Below are 16,146 nucleotides of genomic sequence, written 5' to 3'. Positions count from 1 at the left end.
CCTTCAGGGCTTCAGCACGACCTTGACGCAGGAATCGCGCTTGTCGCGAAACACCTGGTACATCTCCGGCCCCTGGGCGAGCGGGACGGTATGGGTGATGACGAAGGACGGATCGATCTCGCCCTCTTCGATGCGGCGGAGCAGGTCGTCGGTCCAGCGGTTGACGTGGGTCTGGCCGGTCCGCATCGTCAGGCCCTTGTTCATGAAGGCGCCCATCGGGAGCATGTCGGACAGGCCGCTGTACACGCCTGCGACCGAGATGATGCCGCCGGGACGGCAGACATAGATCATCTCGCGCAGCACGTGGGGCCGGTCGCTCTCGGCCATCACCATCTGCTTGGCGCGGTCGAGCAGGGTGTCAGGCAGCGATGGCATCACATGCGATTCCATGCCGACGCAATCGATGCATTTTTCCGGACCCTTGCCGTCGGTCAGCTCCTGGAGCCGCTCCACCACGCTCTCGGTCTCGAAGTTGATCGTGGTGGCGCCGCCGGCCTCGGCCATGCTGAGCCGCTCCGGCAGGCAATCGATCGCGATCACCTGGTTGGCGCCGAGCAGGATGGCGCTGCGGATCGCCATCTGCCCGACCGGGCCGCAGCCCCAGATCGCGACAGTGTCGGTCGGCTCGATGTCGCATTGCACGGCCGCCTGCCAGCCGGTCGGGAAGATGTCGCTGAGGAACAGCAATTGCTCGTCGGGAATGCCCGGAGGCACCTTGATGTGCGTGGCATCGGCAAAGGGCACGCGGAGATATTCGGCCTGGCCGCCCGGATAGCCGCCGGTCAGATGCGTGTAGCCAAACAGGCCGGCGGTGGTGTGTCCGAACACCTTGTCGGCCAGGTGGCGCTTGCGGTTGGTGGTCTCGCACACCGAGAAATTGCCGCGCTTGCACTGGTCGCATTCACCGCAAATGATCGTGAAGGGCACCACGATCCGGTCGCCCTTCTTCAGCTTGCCGTCGACGCCGGAGCCGACCTCGACCACTTCGCCCATGGTCTCGTGGCCCATGATGTCGCCGGGCAGCATGCCCGGAATGAAATTGTGGAAGAGATGGAGGTCGGAACCGCAGATGGCGCAGCTCGTGACCTTGATGATGGCGTCGCGCGGGTCCTGGATCTCGGGGTCGGTGACCGTGTCGCAGCGAATATCTTCCTTGCCGTGCCAAACCAGCGCCTTCATCTTCCGTCCTCTCGGCTGAACCAGTTGGCACTTAAGTCCAGGAATGAACGATGGTTGCTAATCGACGTGCATTTCTTCGCAAGCGCACCCGATAGGAACGAGATGGCGGCGGCGCGATTGGGCGTCATCATCCTCCTCTCAAGGACCTATGCCATGCCCGCCAATCAACTCGCCGTCGTCACAGGCGCCTCCACCGGCATCGGCCTGGAACTCGCAAGGTGCTGCGCGCAGGCCGGGTTCAACCTCGTCATCGCGGCGGACGAGCCGCAGATCGAGCGGGTGGCCGTCGATCTGCGCCGGCATGGCGGCAGCGTGGAGCCGGTCGAGACCGATCTCGCCACCACCGAGGGCGTCGACAAGCTCTGCGACGCCATCAGTGACCGGCCGGTGGATGCGCTGCTGGCCAATGCCGGAATCGGCCTCGGCAAGGCGTTCCTGGACCAGGACTTTGCCAGAGTGAAACACCTCATCGACACCAACATCACCGGCACGCTGTATCTGATCCACCGCGTCGGCAACGAGATGCTCCGCCGCAAGGCCGGCCGCATCCTGATCACCGGCTCGATCGCCGGCTTCATGCCCGGCAGTTTCCAGGCCGCCTACAACGCCAGCAAGGCGTTCCTCGATTCATTCTCGTTTGCGCTGCGCGAGGAATTGCGCGACAGCGGCGTCACGGTGACATGCCTGATGCCGGGTGCGACCGACACCGAGTTCTTCCGCCGCGCCGACATGATGGACACCAAGGTCGGCACCGAGAAGAAGGATGGCGCCTACGACGTCGCCAAGGCCGGCTTCGACGCCATGCTGCGCGGGGAGGCCGACATCGTCACCGGGCTGAAGAACAAGATCCAGACCACGGTCGCCAATGTCACGCCGAACGAGATGCTGGCCAAGCGGCATCGCAAGTTGGCCGAGCCGGGTACGGCAAGGTCGTGAGCTGAAGTTCGCCGCAAGCCCCGCGACCAACAGCCGCCCAACGAAATGCTGGACAAGGCGCGGCGGCTGATTCACATAGCCTAATGCGCTGGGTTCGCCGCCAGGCCAGACTGCATTCGTCAGGACGGGGCTGTAATGGCGATGGACCGCGTTGAAATAGCCTTTGTGGCGACCGCTATTACAGGTTTCCTGGTGATGATGGCCGCGATCGTCTGGATGATGCTGAGCTGATGGGGCAGGAGGCAGTCTTGCGGATCGCTCTGCCCTATGCGGCAGTCATCCTTTGCCTGGCGGTGACCGCCTGGCTCGCATTCGCGCATCTGTTCTGATCGTAGTCGATCGTCGTCAGCTTCCAGGCTCAACGAGCAGCGCCGCGAGCTGACGCGCCATCTTGGCAAGATCGATCGGTTTTTCAAAAAGCGGTACATCCTGAAATTCCGGTCCGACGGTGACCCTATCGTACCCCGTGGTGAACACGAACGGCACGTTGCGCGCCCTTAGTTCGCGAGCGACCGGAAAGATCCTCTCGCTGTGAATGTTCACGTCCAGGACCGCCGCATCCAGCGTGCTGCCGTCACGCAGGATCTTGAATGCATCCTCGATGTGCCCGGCAGGACCTGCCACCTCGGCACCCAGCGCCCGGAATGCCTCGCTGATGTCGTCGGCGAGGAAATACTCGTCCTCGACCACGAAAACCCTGCGCCCGGTGAAAGGCGCAGGCTGACCGGATGTTGTGCGCAACATCGTTATGATGCCTCAGCCTTCGCTTCGGCCCCGTAGGAACATAAAACGGGGCCCCGCCTTGATCCGAAACGATCAAATCGAAAACAGGTTCCATGAGCAACCGCGACATCATCGTGATCGGTGGCTCGGCAGGAGCGACCCAGCCACTGAAGCAGATCCTGAGCCGCTTGCCGCCGGATTTGCCCGCAGCCGTCTTCATCGTTCTGCACATTCCCGCGCAGGGCATCGGCATTCTGTCAACGGTCGCCAGGAGTGCCGGGCCGCTTCCGGTCCGCCAGGCCGAAAACGGCATGGAGATCGAGCCGGGGCAGATCTATTTAGCCGCCCCGGACCACCATTTGCTGCTGTCCAGGGATCGGGTGTTGCTCGGGCGCGGTCCGCGCGAGAACCTGGTCCGGCCGGCCATCGACGCCCTGTTTCGTTCCGCAGCCATCGCTTACGGGCCGCGGGTGATTGGCGTGCTCCTGAGCGGCTTGTTGTCCGACGGCGCGGCGGGTCTCAACGCCATCAAACGCTGCGGCGGGATGGCGGTGGTCCAGGACCCCACGGATGCCATCTCCGACGAGATGCCGCGGCGCGCGATGGAGGAGACCACGGTCGACCTCTGCGTTCCCGGCGCCAGTATGGGTGACGTCCTGTCCGAGCTCACCCGGGAGCAGGCCGGCGCGGCGCTGCCGATCCCGCCGGAGATCAGGCTGGAGGTCGAGATCGCGGCCGGAGACCGGATTGGCAGCGACAAGCTGCTCGCATTCGCCGATCCCGTCGCGCTGACCTGTCCGGCCTGCGGCGGCGTTCTGTCCGAGGTGAAGGAGTCGCGTCCGATGCGCTTCCGTTGCCAGGTTGGCCATGGATTCTCGGTCGATACGCTCGCCAAGGAGCAGGAGGGACGCGTCGACGAGGCCTTGCGTGTCGCCTTGCGCATCATCGAGGAACGGGCAGAGCTGGTCCAGCGCATGGCTGCCGACGGCCGGCGCAGCGGCCGGTCCGCGGTCGCCGAGATGTACCAGGCGAGGGCGGTCGAATATCGCGAATATGCCGATATGATCCGGCGGGTGGTGCTACAATCGCTCGATGCTCCCGGCCGCAAGCGGGAGACGTGAAGGGACTGCCATGGCCATCTCCGAACAAGCCCAGCAGCTCGGTGTCGAGCAGCGCCTTTTGGTCAAGGCCGACCGGGACATCGAAGAGGGCTCGCAGCGCATCCGCAAGCAGGAGGATCGTGTGCGCGAACTTCGCGCCGGCGGTCATGATACCCGCGAGGCGGAACGGCTGGTCGACGTGTTCAAGCAGAACCTTGCCGAGTGGGAGCGCCACCGCGTTCTGATCGCGCAGCGCATCACGTATCTGCAACGGCAGTTGGCTGCAGAACAGCCGGAAGCTGGTTGATGATCCCAGCGTTCAACGCCGCTCGTCGCCTAGCTGGCCGAGATGCTGCGCAGCCCCCTGGGCCGAGACTCGCGAGAGATCGAAGGAAGCTCTGTGACATCATTGTCTTTCAACTGTTGGGATCGAGCTAATTTCTGCTATCTGCAAGGATCGGGCGCCCGTTGGTGCCGGCCAGTGAGAGAGAGCTACCAGGTCCATGACTGAAGTCGGCGAGCAAGCGGCGGAAGGAGAGCGCCAGACCAAGTCCCCGCTCGTGATCGGCGTCGGCGCCTCACCGGCCGCTCTGGACAGCATCGGGCGTTTCTTTGCCAAGATGACCTTGAGCGACGACCAGGCGATCGTGCTGGCGCTTCAGCACCACGAGGCGTTCGACGAGGCTCAGCTGCGTCAGATCGTGCAAGGCTCGAACGGCTGCAGGTTGTCCGACCCCCGTCACGGCCAACCGATCGAAGGCGGGAACATCTATCTGTGCCCGCCGGCGATGATTACGACGATCCAGGGCGGCCGTTTCGCGATCCGCAAGGCCGAGCAGGCACCGGGCGAGCGAGCCACGATTGACAGCTTCCTGGTATCACTGGCGGAGGAGCACGCCGAGAAATCCATCGGTGTGATTTTGTGCGGGACCGGCGGCGACGGCACGCTGGGTACTGCGACGCTGAAAGATCACGGCGGTCTTGCCATCGCTGAAAGGGTCGCCAGCGAAAAATCGGCTCCTCTCAAGGATGCCAACACGGCGGCGGCGATCGCCGACTATGTGTTGCCGGCCGAGGAGATTCCCGAGCACATCCATGTCTATGCTCGCCATCTGCGTCGTCTGGAGGAAAAGCAGGGGTTCGACGAGGTGCTCGCCGCCGCTGCGACCTCGCTCTCGCGGATAGCCGACATCCTGCGTAACAAGACCGGCAACGATTTTCACGGCTACAAGCAAAATACCTTCCTGCGCCGGGTGCAAAGGCGCATGCAGGTCGTCCAGATCGAGGACATCCCCGCCTACGTGGATTTCCTGCGCAACGACAAGGATGAGGCGCAACACCTTTTCAATGATCTCCTGATCGGCGTCACCGAATTCTTCCGCGACAAGCGCGAATTCGAGGTTCTGGAGACCCAGATCATTCCAAAGATATTCGAGGGCAAGGGGGCCGCTCAGCAGGTTCGCGTCTGGGTGCTCGGTTGCGCCACTGGCGAGGAGGCCTATTCGATCGCCATCCTGCTGCGCGAACACATGGCGCGGATGGACTCCTTGCCGCAGGTGCAGATCTTCGCCACCGACATCGACGGACGGGCGCTGGCCACCGCGCGGGTCGGCCGTTATCGCACCTCGATCGAGGGCGACATGACCAGCGAACGCCTGGCGCGCTGGTTCGTGCGGGAGGGGGACACCTATTGCGTGGTCAAGGAGCTGCGCGAGATGTGCATCTTCTCCCAGCACAACGTCATCAAGGACGCGCCGTTCTCCAGGCTGGACCTGGTTTCGTGCCGCAATCTGCTGATCTATCTCAACGCGGAGCTTCAGAACCGCGTCATACCGCTGTTTCACTTTGCGCTGTTGCCCGACCGCTATCTATTCCTCGGAAATTCGGAGAATGTGACGCGGCATCCAAAGCTGTTCGTGCCAATCGACCGCCGTGCACGCATCTTCAGGAAACTCGATACCGGAACGCGGCTGCCTCCCGAGTTTCCGATCACGACCGCTGCGAGCAGGGCGCCGGTCGACGTGCCGCCGGTGCGCTCGCTCAGCCCTGACGTCGGCCTGGAGCGGCGCGCGCAACGGATCGCGGACCGATATGCCCCGGCTTACGTCATCACCGACGAGAATTTCCAGATCTTGCACTTTTCGGGACGTACCGGTCGGTACATCGAGCCAACCGCCGGCGCCGCTAGCCTCGATCTGCTTCAGCTCGTGCATCGCGATCTCCGCCTCGAGCTGCGGACCGCGCTCGGCCGCGCGGCGGAAACCAACGAGCCTGTCAATGCCGAGCAGGTGCACCTCGGCGTGAACGGGCACCGCATCCTTGTGAGCATCACGGTGGAGCCCATTCAGGACGACGCCGGCGGTCACCGGAACTTCGTCGTTTTGTTCAAGGACGGACCGGCCCAACCGATCAGGGACGACCAGGGCAAGTCCAACGCCCTCATTCGCACCGAGCATGTCGAGCGCCTCGAGAGCGAGCTGCGCGCGACACGTGAGCGCCTCCAGGCCACCATCGAGGAGCTCGAAAGTACCAATGAAGAGCTGAAATCCTCCAACGAGGAATACCAATCGCTCAACGAAGAGCTTCAGTCCGCCAACGAGGAGCTCGAGACTTCACGCGAAGAGTTGCAGTCGGTCAACGAAGAGCTGACGACGGTCAATGGCGAGTTGGCGCACCGCGTCCAGGAATTGACGCGCGCCACCAGCGATCTGAAGAATTTCCTCGAAAGCACGCAGATCGCGACCGTGTTTCTCGACAACGATTTACGGGTGATGACTTTCACCCCGGCTATCACGCAAGTCTTGCACCTGGTGGAAACCGATGCTGGCCGCCCGATATCTCACATCAAGGCGCGCATTCCGATCGAGGCGCTCTACGACGATGTCCGCCGCGTGCTGCGCACCCTGGCCAGCGCCGAGCGCGAGCTGACCTCGCCGGATGACCGCAAGAGATATATCGCGCGCGTCTTGCCGTACCGCAGCGTCGACAATTTCATCGCAGGCGTCGTCATCACGTTCATCGATGTTACGGAGATTACCCGCGCCGAGGAGCGGCAGCGCCTGCTACTGGCCGAATTGCAGCATCGCGTCCGCAATACGCTTGGTGTCGTGCGTTCGATCGCCCGCCGTTCGGCGGAGACGAGCACCACCGTGGAGGAATACGCCTCCCATCTGGACGGACGGCTCAACGCCTTCGCCCGGACCCAGGGACTGGTGACGCGGGATCCCGAGGGCGGTGTCGATCTCGAATACCTGGTGGTGGAGGAACTGCTCGCCTACAATGCCCGCGAAGGCGAGCAGATGCGCGTTTCGGGCCCGAAGGTCCGCTTCCAGCCCAAGGCCGCCGAAACGTTCGCTCTAGCCATTCACGAACTCGCGACCAACGCGCTGAAATACGGAGCGCTGAGTCAGCCGTCAGGCCGCATAGACGTGTCCTGGCGCATCGACGAAAGCACGGAACCCGCACAATTGACGGTCGAATGGCGGGAGCGTGGGGGGCCGCAGGTGCCGCCGCCGCTGCGGAAAGGTTTCGGAACCGAGCTTCTCGAGCGTACACTGGCGTTCGAGCTGAAGGGCCAGACCACGCTGACCTTCCATTCGGGGGGGCTGCAATGCACGATCATGATCCCAGTGACCAAGGGCTCCTTCCACACTCCCCCTGTGGCTGAGTGATGTCCTTGTCGATCGCCGACCGCAGCGTTTTGGACCCGGCCATTCGCCGGTTGAATGCGCTGAGGCCGCTTTCGTCGGAGGCTCGCGCGTCACTTGAATATGCGATGCTCGAAGGGGTGCAGCACGCTGGAGCAAACGAGGACCTGATCTCCGAGGGAGACACCGTCGACAGTGTCCGCATCGTGCTGTCGGGCTGGCTCTGCCGCTATAAGATGCTCGAGGATGGCCGGCGCCAGATCGTTAACTTCATCTTTCCCGGCGAAAGCTGCGACGCTCATGTATTCCTGCTCTCGACCATGGATCACACCATCGGTACGTTGACCCCGGTCGTTTACGCCGAGGTCAAGCGCGCGCGCTTCGATAGCCTGCTGGCGGCCGACCGTTCGCTTGCCGAAGCATTCCTTTGCGAGACGCTCGTCAACAACGCGGTTCAGCGCGAATGGGCCGTCAATCTCGGCCGTCGCGTCGCGCTCGAGCGCGTGGCGCATCTGTTCTGCGAGATCTTCGAGCGGTTGCGTCCCGTCGGCATGGTCGACGGCAACAGCTGCGCAATGCCCGTGACGCAGACGGATCTTGCCGACGCCACCGGCCTCTCGGTGGTCCATCTCAATCGCACACTTCAGGAACTGCGCGCATCAGGACTGATCGTGCTGCGCGACCGTACCCTGGTCATCAAGAATCTCGACGCGCTCAAAGATGTGGCTCTGTTCTCGCCGGGTTATCTGCAAGTCTATCGCGGTGGTCGAAAGCGCGGATGAAAAGCCGCCGTCGGCCGTCTGCACACTAGGAACAGCGACTTACCTGAGCTAGTCTACCGGTATCACCGGCCAAGGCCCTGTCCGTAGGCGCCGGTGGCTGAGAGATCGCGCGCTCCCGCCTGCATGATGAGGAGCGCGGCCATGGATGGTGATCATCTTGGTCTGGAAACTCGGCAACTCCTGGCACGTGCCGATCGAGCCATCGAAGAGAGCATTCGCCTGCGGGCTATCAATGCCGAAGTCAGGCGGCAGCTCCGGTGGGCCCGCTATGAAATGGAACAGCAGCTTGCCGAGTCCTTGGCGAGGCACGACCCAGCGAGCGGTCGTGCACCCATCTTCGATCCATGAGGTCGCGCAACTTTCGACCTAATGAAAGTGTGCACATCTGCGCAATTACTCATTTTGAGTAACCTAGGTAAATGCGCGGCTTGGACACGTGGCTACCATGCGACCATGCGACCATGCGACCATGCGACCATGCGCGACGCCCTCTTTCTTCGCGCCTCTTGCGCGATCGATGCCAACCACGCTCTGCGGGAGGAGCGTCGGCTGCTCATGGAGCATCGCGATCGAATCGTGGCCGAGATGCGCCTGGCCGTGTTTGAGAGCGCCATGCTTCGTACGGAAATCAAGGCTTGCCGCGAGAATGAGGACAATTAACCCGCGTTTGGCGCAGTTGGCGTCTCCGAGGAATGATGTTTCCTCAGTCACTTAAGGCTCCAAGCAGATTTTTTGGGCAGCGCGGGCAACCGTTTCGGTTCCAGAACGTTAGATGCAGGTCAGCGCGACTTTGCCTGGCATTATCACCATATGAACGCAGTGGCGCGTTCCGCTGACTACAGGGATACGCCCATGACGATGATGCGGCGTCGGATCAAACACGAGGATACCTTGGAGACCCGGCTGGCAGCCGAAGCGGAGCGGTTGCGCGAAGAGGCCAAATTGCTGCCGCCCGGCGCGGCGCGCGATGAAATGTTGCGCAAGGCGCGACAGGCGGAAACGGGGTCTCAAATGAGCGAATGGCTGCGCTCACCGGGCCTGCAGCCGCCGAATTGACGGGCGCAGCGCCTGCAGCCTGGCAGGGCTGCACGCGCCGGGAACGGGTTAGATGTCGGCGCGTACCGATGCGCTGATATCGTGGGCAGAAACCGGAAAAATGAGCGCCACGTCCATCGTTCCCCGTTGCGTCCGGTTGTCACCCGGCGGTGCGGGGAATCAACGCCGCTTCGCGGCTTTGGTTCGCCGGTTGTAGGGCGAGCGATTGGCGGGCCGCAGCGAAATTCCTTCGCGCTGCGCCTTGCTGCGAATGGCCGCGACAGGGCGCTGAAGCTTGATGCTCATCACGCCGGTTGGCGTGTTGCCTTTCGCAAGCTGCTTCAACTTGCTCACATCCGCAGGCGTCCACGGCTCGCGTGCGCGGCGCTTGTAAGCGGGATTTGCCTTGCGTGGTCCTTTGCGGCCAATCGGCGAGCCCGGCCGCTTCCATGCTGCTTTTGCCATGATGATCTCCTTCAAGTCGTTCTTGAACATACGAATCAGCATTTCGGTTCCGGCGCAGCCCGGATCGATCGGACGCTGCGGTTGTGCTTTGCGCAAAATCGCGCAGCGTTAACTTATTGAAATGCTGGAACCGCGAATTGCGGCGGAAGCTACCAGCATTGCCGGGCTGGGCCGCCCCGACCGGCAAGTGACTTGAGACACTAGAGAACTTGGGCCCCGGCGCCTGATCCCCCGCCGGGGCCAATTTCCCCCGCATCATGCGTGAGTCCCATGACCGCCAAACGTAACCGCAGGAAACAGACTCAGTCGCTCCAGGAGCGGCTTGCTGCCTTCGCCGAGAAGGCCCGCGAGCGCGCAAGCAGCCTGCCGCCCGGTAGGGAGCGCGAGATGCTGCTGCAGCGCGCCAAGCAGAACGAAATGACCTCGAACCTTACAGACTGGCTGAGCACACCCGTGTTGCCGCGACGAGGACCGTCATGACGGGAAGCTTCAAGCACTACCGCGCGTTCCAGATCGATCCGGACGGACATGTGTTCGGATGCATCAACCTCGTCTGCGACAATGACGAACAGGCCAAGCGCGAAGCCGCCGCGCTCGTGCTCGTGCATCGTATCGAGCTGTGGCGGCTCGATCAAAGGATCGCCAAGTTCGATGCACCGCAGGAGCTTGCTCGCCAGTAAAGCTTGGGAACCGTGCGCTCGGCGCTGGGTTGGTCGGAGGACACCGACCTCGCCAGGAGCCAGCATGACGGATGCCGACATTCGCAAGGGGATGCCGCCCGTCAAGCTGTCGCGCGAAGAGTTCGCGCAGCGCTACAAGCGCCAGTTCGTCGATCCCGCCTTTGCTCCGCTCGGGCGTGAGCTCGACGCCATCACTGCGGCGGCCTGGGATGCCTACAGCCATTCGCGCAAGGCACCGTTGACGCGGAAGGCCGGCGCAGGCTTTTCCGACCCGGACTACGATCTCGCCGTCGACTGGCTCGATGCGCGCGCAAAAATCCTGGAGGCGCAGCGTCGCCACGACGATGCCGACGAGACGCCGCGCATCCTGATCATCAACGGCTCGGCCCGCAGCGAGCACACCTGTCCCGGCGAGATGTCCAAGACCTGGCGACTGGTCAAGCTGGCCGAGCCCGTCTTCATCGAGATGGGATTTATTGTCGACATCCTCGATCTGTCGCGCCTCGCCTCGGAATTCGGCAAGACCATTCATCCCTGCAAGTCCTGCGTCGGCACCGCCATGCCGCTGTGCCACTGGCCGTGCAGCTGCTATCCGAACTACTCGCTGGGCCAGACCCACGACTGGATGAACGAGATCTATCCGCTCTGGGTTGCGGCCCACGGCATTCTGATCGTGGCACCCGTGAACTGGTATCACGTGCCCGCCGGGCTCAAGGCGATGATGGACCGGATGGTTTGCGCCGACGGCGGCAATCCCGATCCGACCTCGACCCACGGCAAGAACGCCGCGGAGGCGAAGGCCATCGAGATGAAGGGCTGGCCCTATCCGCGCCATCTCGCCGGCCGCCATTTCGGCCTTGTCGTTCACGGCGATGCGGTCGGCGCCGAGGGCGTGCGCCGGGCCTTGTCCGACTGGCTGACCGACATGCAGCTGATCTCGGCAGGCCGCTACGCCGAGCTCGACGGTTATGTCGGCTACGACGAGCCATACGCCACATCCCATCGCGAGCTCGATGAGGACCGCGAATTCCAGCAGGAAGTGCAGAATGCGGCGCGCGCGCTCGGCAATGCCGTCCGGCTCGCGCGAAGCGGGCGCCTCGATGAGCCCGGCGCCGGTCTTGCGGACCCGAACCCCAAATGACCGGCGCGCCACCCCTTGAATGCCTGATCGTAGGAGGCGGGCCGGCAGGACTGATGGCCGCGATCTATCTGGCGCGCTTCCGCCGCCGCGTCTGCGTCGTGGACGCCGGCGCGAGCCGGGCGGCCCTGATCCCGCGCAGCCACAATGTCCCCGGCTTCGTCCACGGCCTGTCCGGCGCGGAGCTGATCGAGCGGATGTCGGCCCAGCTGAACGAGCTCGCCGTCACACGCGTGGAGGCCGAGGTCACGGCGTTGCAGCGTCACGAACACGGTTTCGAAGCGAGCTGGAATGGCGGCATGCATGCGGCCGCCACCGTCATTCTCGCCTGCGGGATCGTCGATACCCATCCGCCGTTCGACGATTGGCGCGCCGCCGTCGCGGATGGCCTGCTGCGCTATTGCCCGGTCTGCGACGCCTTCGAGGCGACCGGCCGCCGCATCGGCGTCGTCGGGCCGCTGGATCGTGCCGCCGCAAAGGCGCTCTTCCTGCGTGGCTATGCGCGCGACGTGACGCTGCTTGCGACCGGCGCGGACGACGCGAAGGCCGCAACGTCGGAGCTGTCCGAGGCGGGCGTCGGAATCGTGTTCGCGCCCGAGCTGCGCCTGGCGCGGCGAGACGGCGGCGTTGAAGCGGATTTCGCCGACGGACGTACCGCGCAATTCGACATCGTCTATCCTGCGATGGGCGCGGAGGTTCGCTCCCAGCTCGCGACGGCGCTGGGCGCCGACCACACTGCGGACGGTCATTTGAAGGTCGACGATCACCAGCGCACGTCGATCGCCGGGCTCTACGGCATCGGCGACGTCGTCACCGACCTGCACCAGATCTCGGTCGCGTTCGGCCACGCGGCCATCGCGGCCTGCACGATCCACAACAGCCTGCCGCCGCGATTTGCGTGATGGGAACGAAGCGTGGGCTGCCGTCTTGACTGATCGGATCCGAAGGAAGAGCCCATGCTGGAAGAGAAACTCAAGGAAGCGATCGTCGGCGAATTGCAGCGTCAGGCCGCCGACCGGCCGCAATCGCTGAAGGTGCAGGGCGCGGGAGACGCAGCGGCCTCGGAGGAGCTGACCGTCAACGGCAAGATCGACCTCGGCGCGCTTGTCATGGTGATCGCAGGATCGGTCGCCGGCGGGCCTTGAGCTCGATCGTCGACCGGCGGCCTCAGCCATACTCCTCGCCGATGCCGTATTCCCGGTAGATCTGCAGCGGGTCAAGCTCGGGAAACAGACGGCATTTGGCCTGCGCAAGATGCAGGCTCACCGCAGCCGGCTCCTTGCCGTTCGCGAGCAGCTTGCGGATGTCCTCCATATGCGCGTTCGGCTGGTGCTTCGGTTCGAGCTGCTCCAGCGCGACCAGGGCGGTCGCGAGTGCCTCGGTCAGAACCCAGTCGTCGTGGCCCGTGATTCCCTTCTTCGACATCGGAAGAACCCCACATCTGGTGGCGGTCACAGTTTACCGCGCCTTCGGCCAAATCGCCATTGAGCCGTTGCGGGCCGTTCGCGCGCGCGAGGCCAGGGGGCCATGCTCCGGCTTGCCTTATGGCCGCGTCAGGCTAAAAGGCAGCTAGTTGCGGGGGCGGCAGTATCTTTGTTGAAACAAACTTGGCGTAGACGGGCCGTATCCAGGCTCGCCGTTCCGGTCTGGTCCCGATCCCGCGCGTCGCAACACCATAGGGTTGCGACCCCCTCAAGCTTCGAGCCAGCATGGTTTTTCTCAGTTTCGTCTACCGCTTCCTCACCAATTTCGCCTTCATGGCGGTGGTCTATTTCAGCTTGAACTTCATGGAAAAGTATCCGAACCGCGCGATCCTGGCGATCCTGGTGCTGGTCTATGCCGCCATGCGCGCGGCCTCGACGCTGCGGGCGTTCTACTTCTTCCAGAAGATCGAGAAGCTGGAGGCCGAGACCAAGCGCCTTCAGGCTCCGCTCAACGACGGTTCGGGCAGCACCACTGCGCGCAAGCAGGTGATCACCGACGTCGCGCGGCTGCGGCGGGACGGCGAGCTCAAGTCCTACATGGACCTGTTCTTCCTGGCGCTGATCGTGCTGCTCTGCGTCGCCGCCATCATGCGGCAATAGCAGCTCAGGCGCGCTTTTTCAGGCTGGCGACGCGGGTCGGACGGGGCGGCACGCCCTTGGAGGCCGCGCCATTTGCCGCGGCGCTCTTCGCTGCGGTACTCTTGGGTACGATGTCGACGGGCTGCGCGGCATGATCCGCTGCAGCCGGCGCCGCCTGGGCGGTACGCCGCCCATGCAGCTTGGCCGTCTTGCCCTTCGCGCCTCTGCCCTGTGCTGCCTTGTCCTTGGCCGGATGCGGCCTCTCGGCCCCCATGGCGAGCCGGGTCGCGGCGCGCCGCGATGAGGTCGTCGACATCAGCACCTCGACCGAGCCTTCCGGAATCGCGAACAGATCGCGACCCGGGACGGGCAGGGTGGATGCGAGGTCGATCTGGCCCTTGCTCCGGCGCGGCAGCAGCGACTGATGCTCGCCCTGCACATTGAGGTTCGCGAGCGCAGGCGCCGGCAGCGTCCTGGTCTGCGTGAACACGAAATGCGGCACGCGCGGCCAGCGCGCGATCGGCGTCGTCTCGGATGGCGGATGCATCAGCCATTCGACCGGCGTGGTCGGCGTCGCCGGCCGCTCGGGACTGGCGGGCACCACATGCACAATGCGATAGCCGCGTGCCTTGAGGTCGCGGATGATCTTGGGCAGCGCCGCCACCGTGCGAGCCTGAATGTCGTGCAGCAGCAGGATGCCCTTGCCCTTGGCCTCCAGCCGCTGGATCGCGAGCTGGTAGACGCGGTCGGACGACACGTGCCGCCAATCGTCGGCCGGGAAGTCGGCGCTCCAGACCTGGAGGCCGCGCGCAATCAGATGGTTCTCGATGCCCTCGGCGCGCATCAGCCCGGGAATGCGGAAGAACGGGGCGAGCTGCGACGGATCGGTCATCGCGGCTGCGGTCCATTCGATGCCGCCATTGATCTCCGCCTCGGCCTTCTCGATCGGCATCCGGTCGAAGGTCAGCGGATGGTCCATGCTGTGCGTGCCGACGGTATGGCCCGCCGCGACCAGCTTGCGCACGCCTTCCGGATTGGCCTTGGCCTGGTTGCCGACGATGAAGAAGGTCGCCTTGATGCATTCGTCGGCCAGGATCTTGAGCACCTGGTTGGAATATTTCGGGATCGGACCGTCGTCGAAGGTCAGGACGACCTCATGGTCCTTCAGCGGCAGCGTCTCGCGGTACTGCATGGTGCCGATCAGCGGATGTTCGCGCGGATCGACAACGAGGGTGCGGGAGGTGCCGAGGGCGTCGGGGTGGCCGGGACACTCCGCCGCGAGCGCGGCCGGCGAACCGGCGATGAGCATTCCCAGACAGAGGACGATCCACGATCGCGTCCGCAAAACAACGCTACTTCCGATCATGAACCTCGTCTGCCCCCATGCAATTTGGCGCCCTAGATAGGTCGGAGATGGCTCAAAACGGTTCAGCCGCAGCCGCTCTCATCTTCACGGGGTAGCATGAACAGAGTGTTAATTGGCCCCAAATCACCCCATTTTGCCCGGGCGTGACATTCCGGCATCAGCGCGTATCGGCGCTCTTCTGTGAAGTGCCCGCCGGGACGATGTGGACCACCCGATAGTCGTTCTCCCTCAGATACCGGAGAAACGCCGGCATCATTGCGGCCGTGCGCGCCTTGTTGTCGTGGAAGAGGATGATGCCCTTGCCGCTCGCGGCGAGGCGCTCGGTGACGAGCTTCAATTGCTGCTCGGGCGTCATCTCCTCCCAGTCGCTGGCCCATAAATCGGCCCCGAACACAATGATGCCGCGCGACTGGAGCAGGTCGAGCTGCGCTTGGGTCGACTCGAAATAGGGAAAGCGGAAGAACGGCGTCGAGGGTGTCGTCGTCGGGGCCCCGCGCAGCGCCATCTCGTCTGCGGCAATGCCCCGGTCGATGTCGGCCATGGCCTTCTCGAACGGAATACGCCCCATGAACGGATGCGAGTAGGAGTGATGGCCGACGGTGTGGCCCTCGCGGGCGATGCGCTTGACCATGTCGGGATGCTCGGAGGCGTGCTGGCCGATCAGGAAAAAGGTCGCGCGCACGCATTCCTGTGCCAGCGCCGCCAGCACCTTCGACGTCGTCGGCGGGTTAGGCCCGTCGTCGAAGGTCAGCACGACCTCGCGATCGGCCAGCGGCAGCGTCTGCGGAAAGCTCTTCAGGCCCACGCGCGGATAGGTCTTGGGATCGACGCTGAGGACGCGCGAGGTGCCGAGCGCATCCTTGCGCGGGCACTCGGCGGCCTTCGTCTCGGCGGCGCCGATGACGGTTGCGGCAGTGCCGCCGATGGTCGCCGCGAGCGCGCCCGCCATGGTCGAGGTCCACCTCAGTCGCAGCATCTTTGCCATTGCGCTCGGCTTTGCCTTGTGGGTATTGCCTGAAGCCTCAGCTCACA

20 protein-coding genes are annotated in these 16,146 nt (G+C 64.0%); 14 read left to right on the top strand and 6 right to left on the bottom strand.

Annotated elements, in window-relative coordinates:
• Positions 1-3: 3 nt before the first annotated feature.
• Entirely contained in the window at positions 4-1,179 is a 1,176-nt protein-coding gene (locus ACVWYQ_RS07595; RefSeq protein WP_404540562.1) for a zinc-dependent alcohol dehydrogenase, read from the bottom strand.
• 153 nt (positions 1,180-1,332) lie between these two features.
• Between ACVWYQ_RS07595 and ACVWYQ_RS07590 the strand changes: the two genes are divergently transcribed.
• Entirely contained in the window at positions 1,333-2,115 is a 783-nt protein-coding gene (locus tag ACVWYQ_RS07590; RefSeq protein WP_404540565.1) for an SDR family NAD(P)-dependent oxidoreductase, read from the top strand.
• A gap of 345 nt (positions 2,116-2,460) precedes the next feature.
• On the opposite strand, the gene ACVWYQ_RS07585 is transcribed toward ACVWYQ_RS07590, so the two are convergent.
• Positions 2,461-2,859: a response regulator gene (locus tag ACVWYQ_RS07585; RefSeq protein WP_404540568.1), complete on the bottom strand. Its 399-nt coding sequence runs from the start codon at positions 2,857-2,859 to the stop codon at positions 2,461-2,463.
• Between the two features lie 92 nt (positions 2,860-2,951).
• Between ACVWYQ_RS07585 and ACVWYQ_RS07580 the strand changes: the two genes are divergently transcribed.
• The 7 genes from ACVWYQ_RS07580 (at position 2,952) to ACVWYQ_RS07550 (ending at position 9,423) form a co-directional block, all read left to right on the top strand.
• The gene (locus tag ACVWYQ_RS07580; RefSeq protein ID WP_404540571.1) at positions 2,952-3,959 is read left to right on the top strand and encodes a chemotaxis protein CheB; all 1,008 of its coding nucleotides are present in this window, start codon (positions 2,952-2,954) and stop codon (positions 3,957-3,959) included.
• Between the two features lie 10 nt (positions 3,960-3,969).
• Positions 3,970-4,245, top strand: coding sequence for a hypothetical protein (locus ACVWYQ_RS07575; RefSeq protein WP_404540573.1), 276 nt, complete (start codon positions 3,970-3,972; stop codon positions 4,243-4,245).
• A 196-nt stretch (positions 4,246-4,441) separates the two neighbouring features.
• Complete coding sequence (locus ACVWYQ_RS07570; RefSeq protein WP_456725554.1) at positions 4,442-7,609, top strand: CheR family methyltransferase; 3,168 nt, start codon at positions 4,442-4,444, stop codon at positions 7,607-7,609.
• Positions 7,609-8,367 (top strand): Crp/Fnr family transcriptional regulator, encoded by a 759-nt coding sequence (locus ACVWYQ_RS07565; protein WP_404540576.1) that lies wholly within the window; start codon positions 7,609-7,611, stop codon positions 8,365-8,367. Before ACVWYQ_RS07570 ends, ACVWYQ_RS07565 begins: the two co-directional genes overlap by 1 nt.
• A 141-nt stretch (positions 8,368-8,508) precedes the next feature.
• Positions 8,509-8,715, top strand: a complete 207-nt coding sequence (locus tag ACVWYQ_RS07560) for a hypothetical protein (RefSeq protein ID WP_271540075.1) — start codon at positions 8,509-8,511, stop codon at positions 8,713-8,715.
• Positions 8,716-8,844: 129 nt separating this feature from the next.
• Positions 8,845-9,027 (top strand): hypothetical protein, encoded by a 183-nt coding sequence (locus ACVWYQ_RS07555; RefSeq protein WP_271540076.1) that lies wholly within the window; start codon positions 8,845-8,847, stop codon positions 9,025-9,027.
• Positions 9,028-9,225: 198 nt separating this feature from the next.
• Positions 9,226-9,423 carry a hypothetical protein gene (locus ACVWYQ_RS07550; RefSeq protein WP_271540103.1) on the top strand — a complete coding sequence of 66 codons (198 nt, stop codon included), beginning with the start codon at positions 9,226-9,228 and terminating at the stop codon, positions 9,421-9,423.
• 159 nt (positions 9,424-9,582) lie between these two features.
• On the opposite strand, the gene ACVWYQ_RS07545 is transcribed toward ACVWYQ_RS07550, so the two are convergent.
• A complete protein-coding gene (locus tag ACVWYQ_RS07545) occupies positions 9,583-9,867 on the bottom strand; it encodes a hypothetical protein (RefSeq protein WP_271540078.1) in 285 nt (94 codons plus the stop codon).
• 270 nt (positions 9,868-10,137) lie between these two features.
• On the opposite strand from ACVWYQ_RS07545, the gene ACVWYQ_RS07540 reads away from it, so the two are divergent.
• The 5 genes from ACVWYQ_RS07540 (at position 10,138) to ACVWYQ_RS07520 (ending at position 12,830) form a co-directional block, all read left to right on the top strand.
• A complete protein-coding gene (locus tag ACVWYQ_RS07540; protein WP_271540081.1) occupies positions 10,138-10,347 on the top strand; it encodes a hypothetical protein in 210 nt (69 codons plus the stop codon).
• The gene (locus tag ACVWYQ_RS07535; protein ID WP_404540579.1) at positions 10,344-10,547 is read left to right on the top strand and encodes a hypothetical protein; all 204 of its coding nucleotides are present in this window, start codon (positions 10,344-10,346) and stop codon (positions 10,545-10,547) included. Before ACVWYQ_RS07540 ends, ACVWYQ_RS07535 begins: the two co-directional genes overlap by 4 nt.
• Positions 10,548-10,611: 64 nt before the next feature.
• Positions 10,612-11,688: a flavodoxin family protein gene (locus ACVWYQ_RS07530; protein WP_404540582.1), complete on the top strand. Its 1,077-nt coding sequence runs from the start codon at positions 10,612-10,614 to the stop codon at positions 11,686-11,688.
• A complete protein-coding gene (locus ACVWYQ_RS07525) occupies positions 11,685-12,587 on the top strand; it encodes an NAD(P)/FAD-dependent oxidoreductase (protein ID WP_404540585.1) in 903 nt (300 codons plus the stop codon). Before ACVWYQ_RS07530 ends, ACVWYQ_RS07525 begins: the two co-directional genes overlap by 4 nt.
• A 54-nt stretch (positions 12,588-12,641) precedes the next feature.
• Positions 12,642-12,830: a hypothetical protein gene (locus ACVWYQ_RS07520; RefSeq protein ID WP_036013742.1), complete on the top strand. Its 189-nt coding sequence runs from the start codon at positions 12,642-12,644 to the stop codon at positions 12,828-12,830.
• A gap of 22 nt (positions 12,831-12,852) precedes the next feature.
• On the opposite strand, the gene ACVWYQ_RS07515 is transcribed toward ACVWYQ_RS07520, so the two are convergent.
• Positions 12,853-13,110 carry a hypothetical protein gene (locus ACVWYQ_RS07515; protein WP_036013744.1) on the bottom strand — a complete coding sequence of 86 codons (258 nt, stop codon included), beginning with the start codon at positions 13,108-13,110 and terminating at the stop codon, positions 12,853-12,855.
• A 284-nt stretch (positions 13,111-13,394) separates the two neighbouring features.
• Between ACVWYQ_RS07515 and ACVWYQ_RS07510 the strand changes: the two genes are divergently transcribed.
• A complete protein-coding gene (locus ACVWYQ_RS07510) occupies positions 13,395-13,769 on the top strand; it encodes a hypothetical protein (RefSeq protein ID WP_404540588.1) in 375 nt (124 codons plus the stop codon).
• Positions 13,770-13,773: 4 nt separating this feature from the next.
• Here the strand turns inward: ACVWYQ_RS07510 and ACVWYQ_RS07505 are convergent, their stop codons facing one another.
• Entirely contained in the window at positions 13,774-15,114 is a 1,341-nt protein-coding gene (locus ACVWYQ_RS07505; RefSeq protein ID WP_404540590.1) for a polysaccharide deacetylase family protein, read from the bottom strand.
• 157 nt (positions 15,115-15,271) lie between these two features.
• Entirely contained in the window at positions 15,272-16,099 is an 828-nt protein-coding gene (locus ACVWYQ_RS07500; RefSeq protein WP_404540593.1) for a polysaccharide deacetylase family protein, read from the bottom strand.
• Positions 16,100-16,146: the final 47 nt, after the last annotated feature.

Source organism: Bradyrhizobium sp. USDA 3397 (assembly GCF_054060965.1).
Note: the sequence above shows the minus strand (reverse complement) of the source record. Positions and strands in the feature narration are given on the sequence as shown.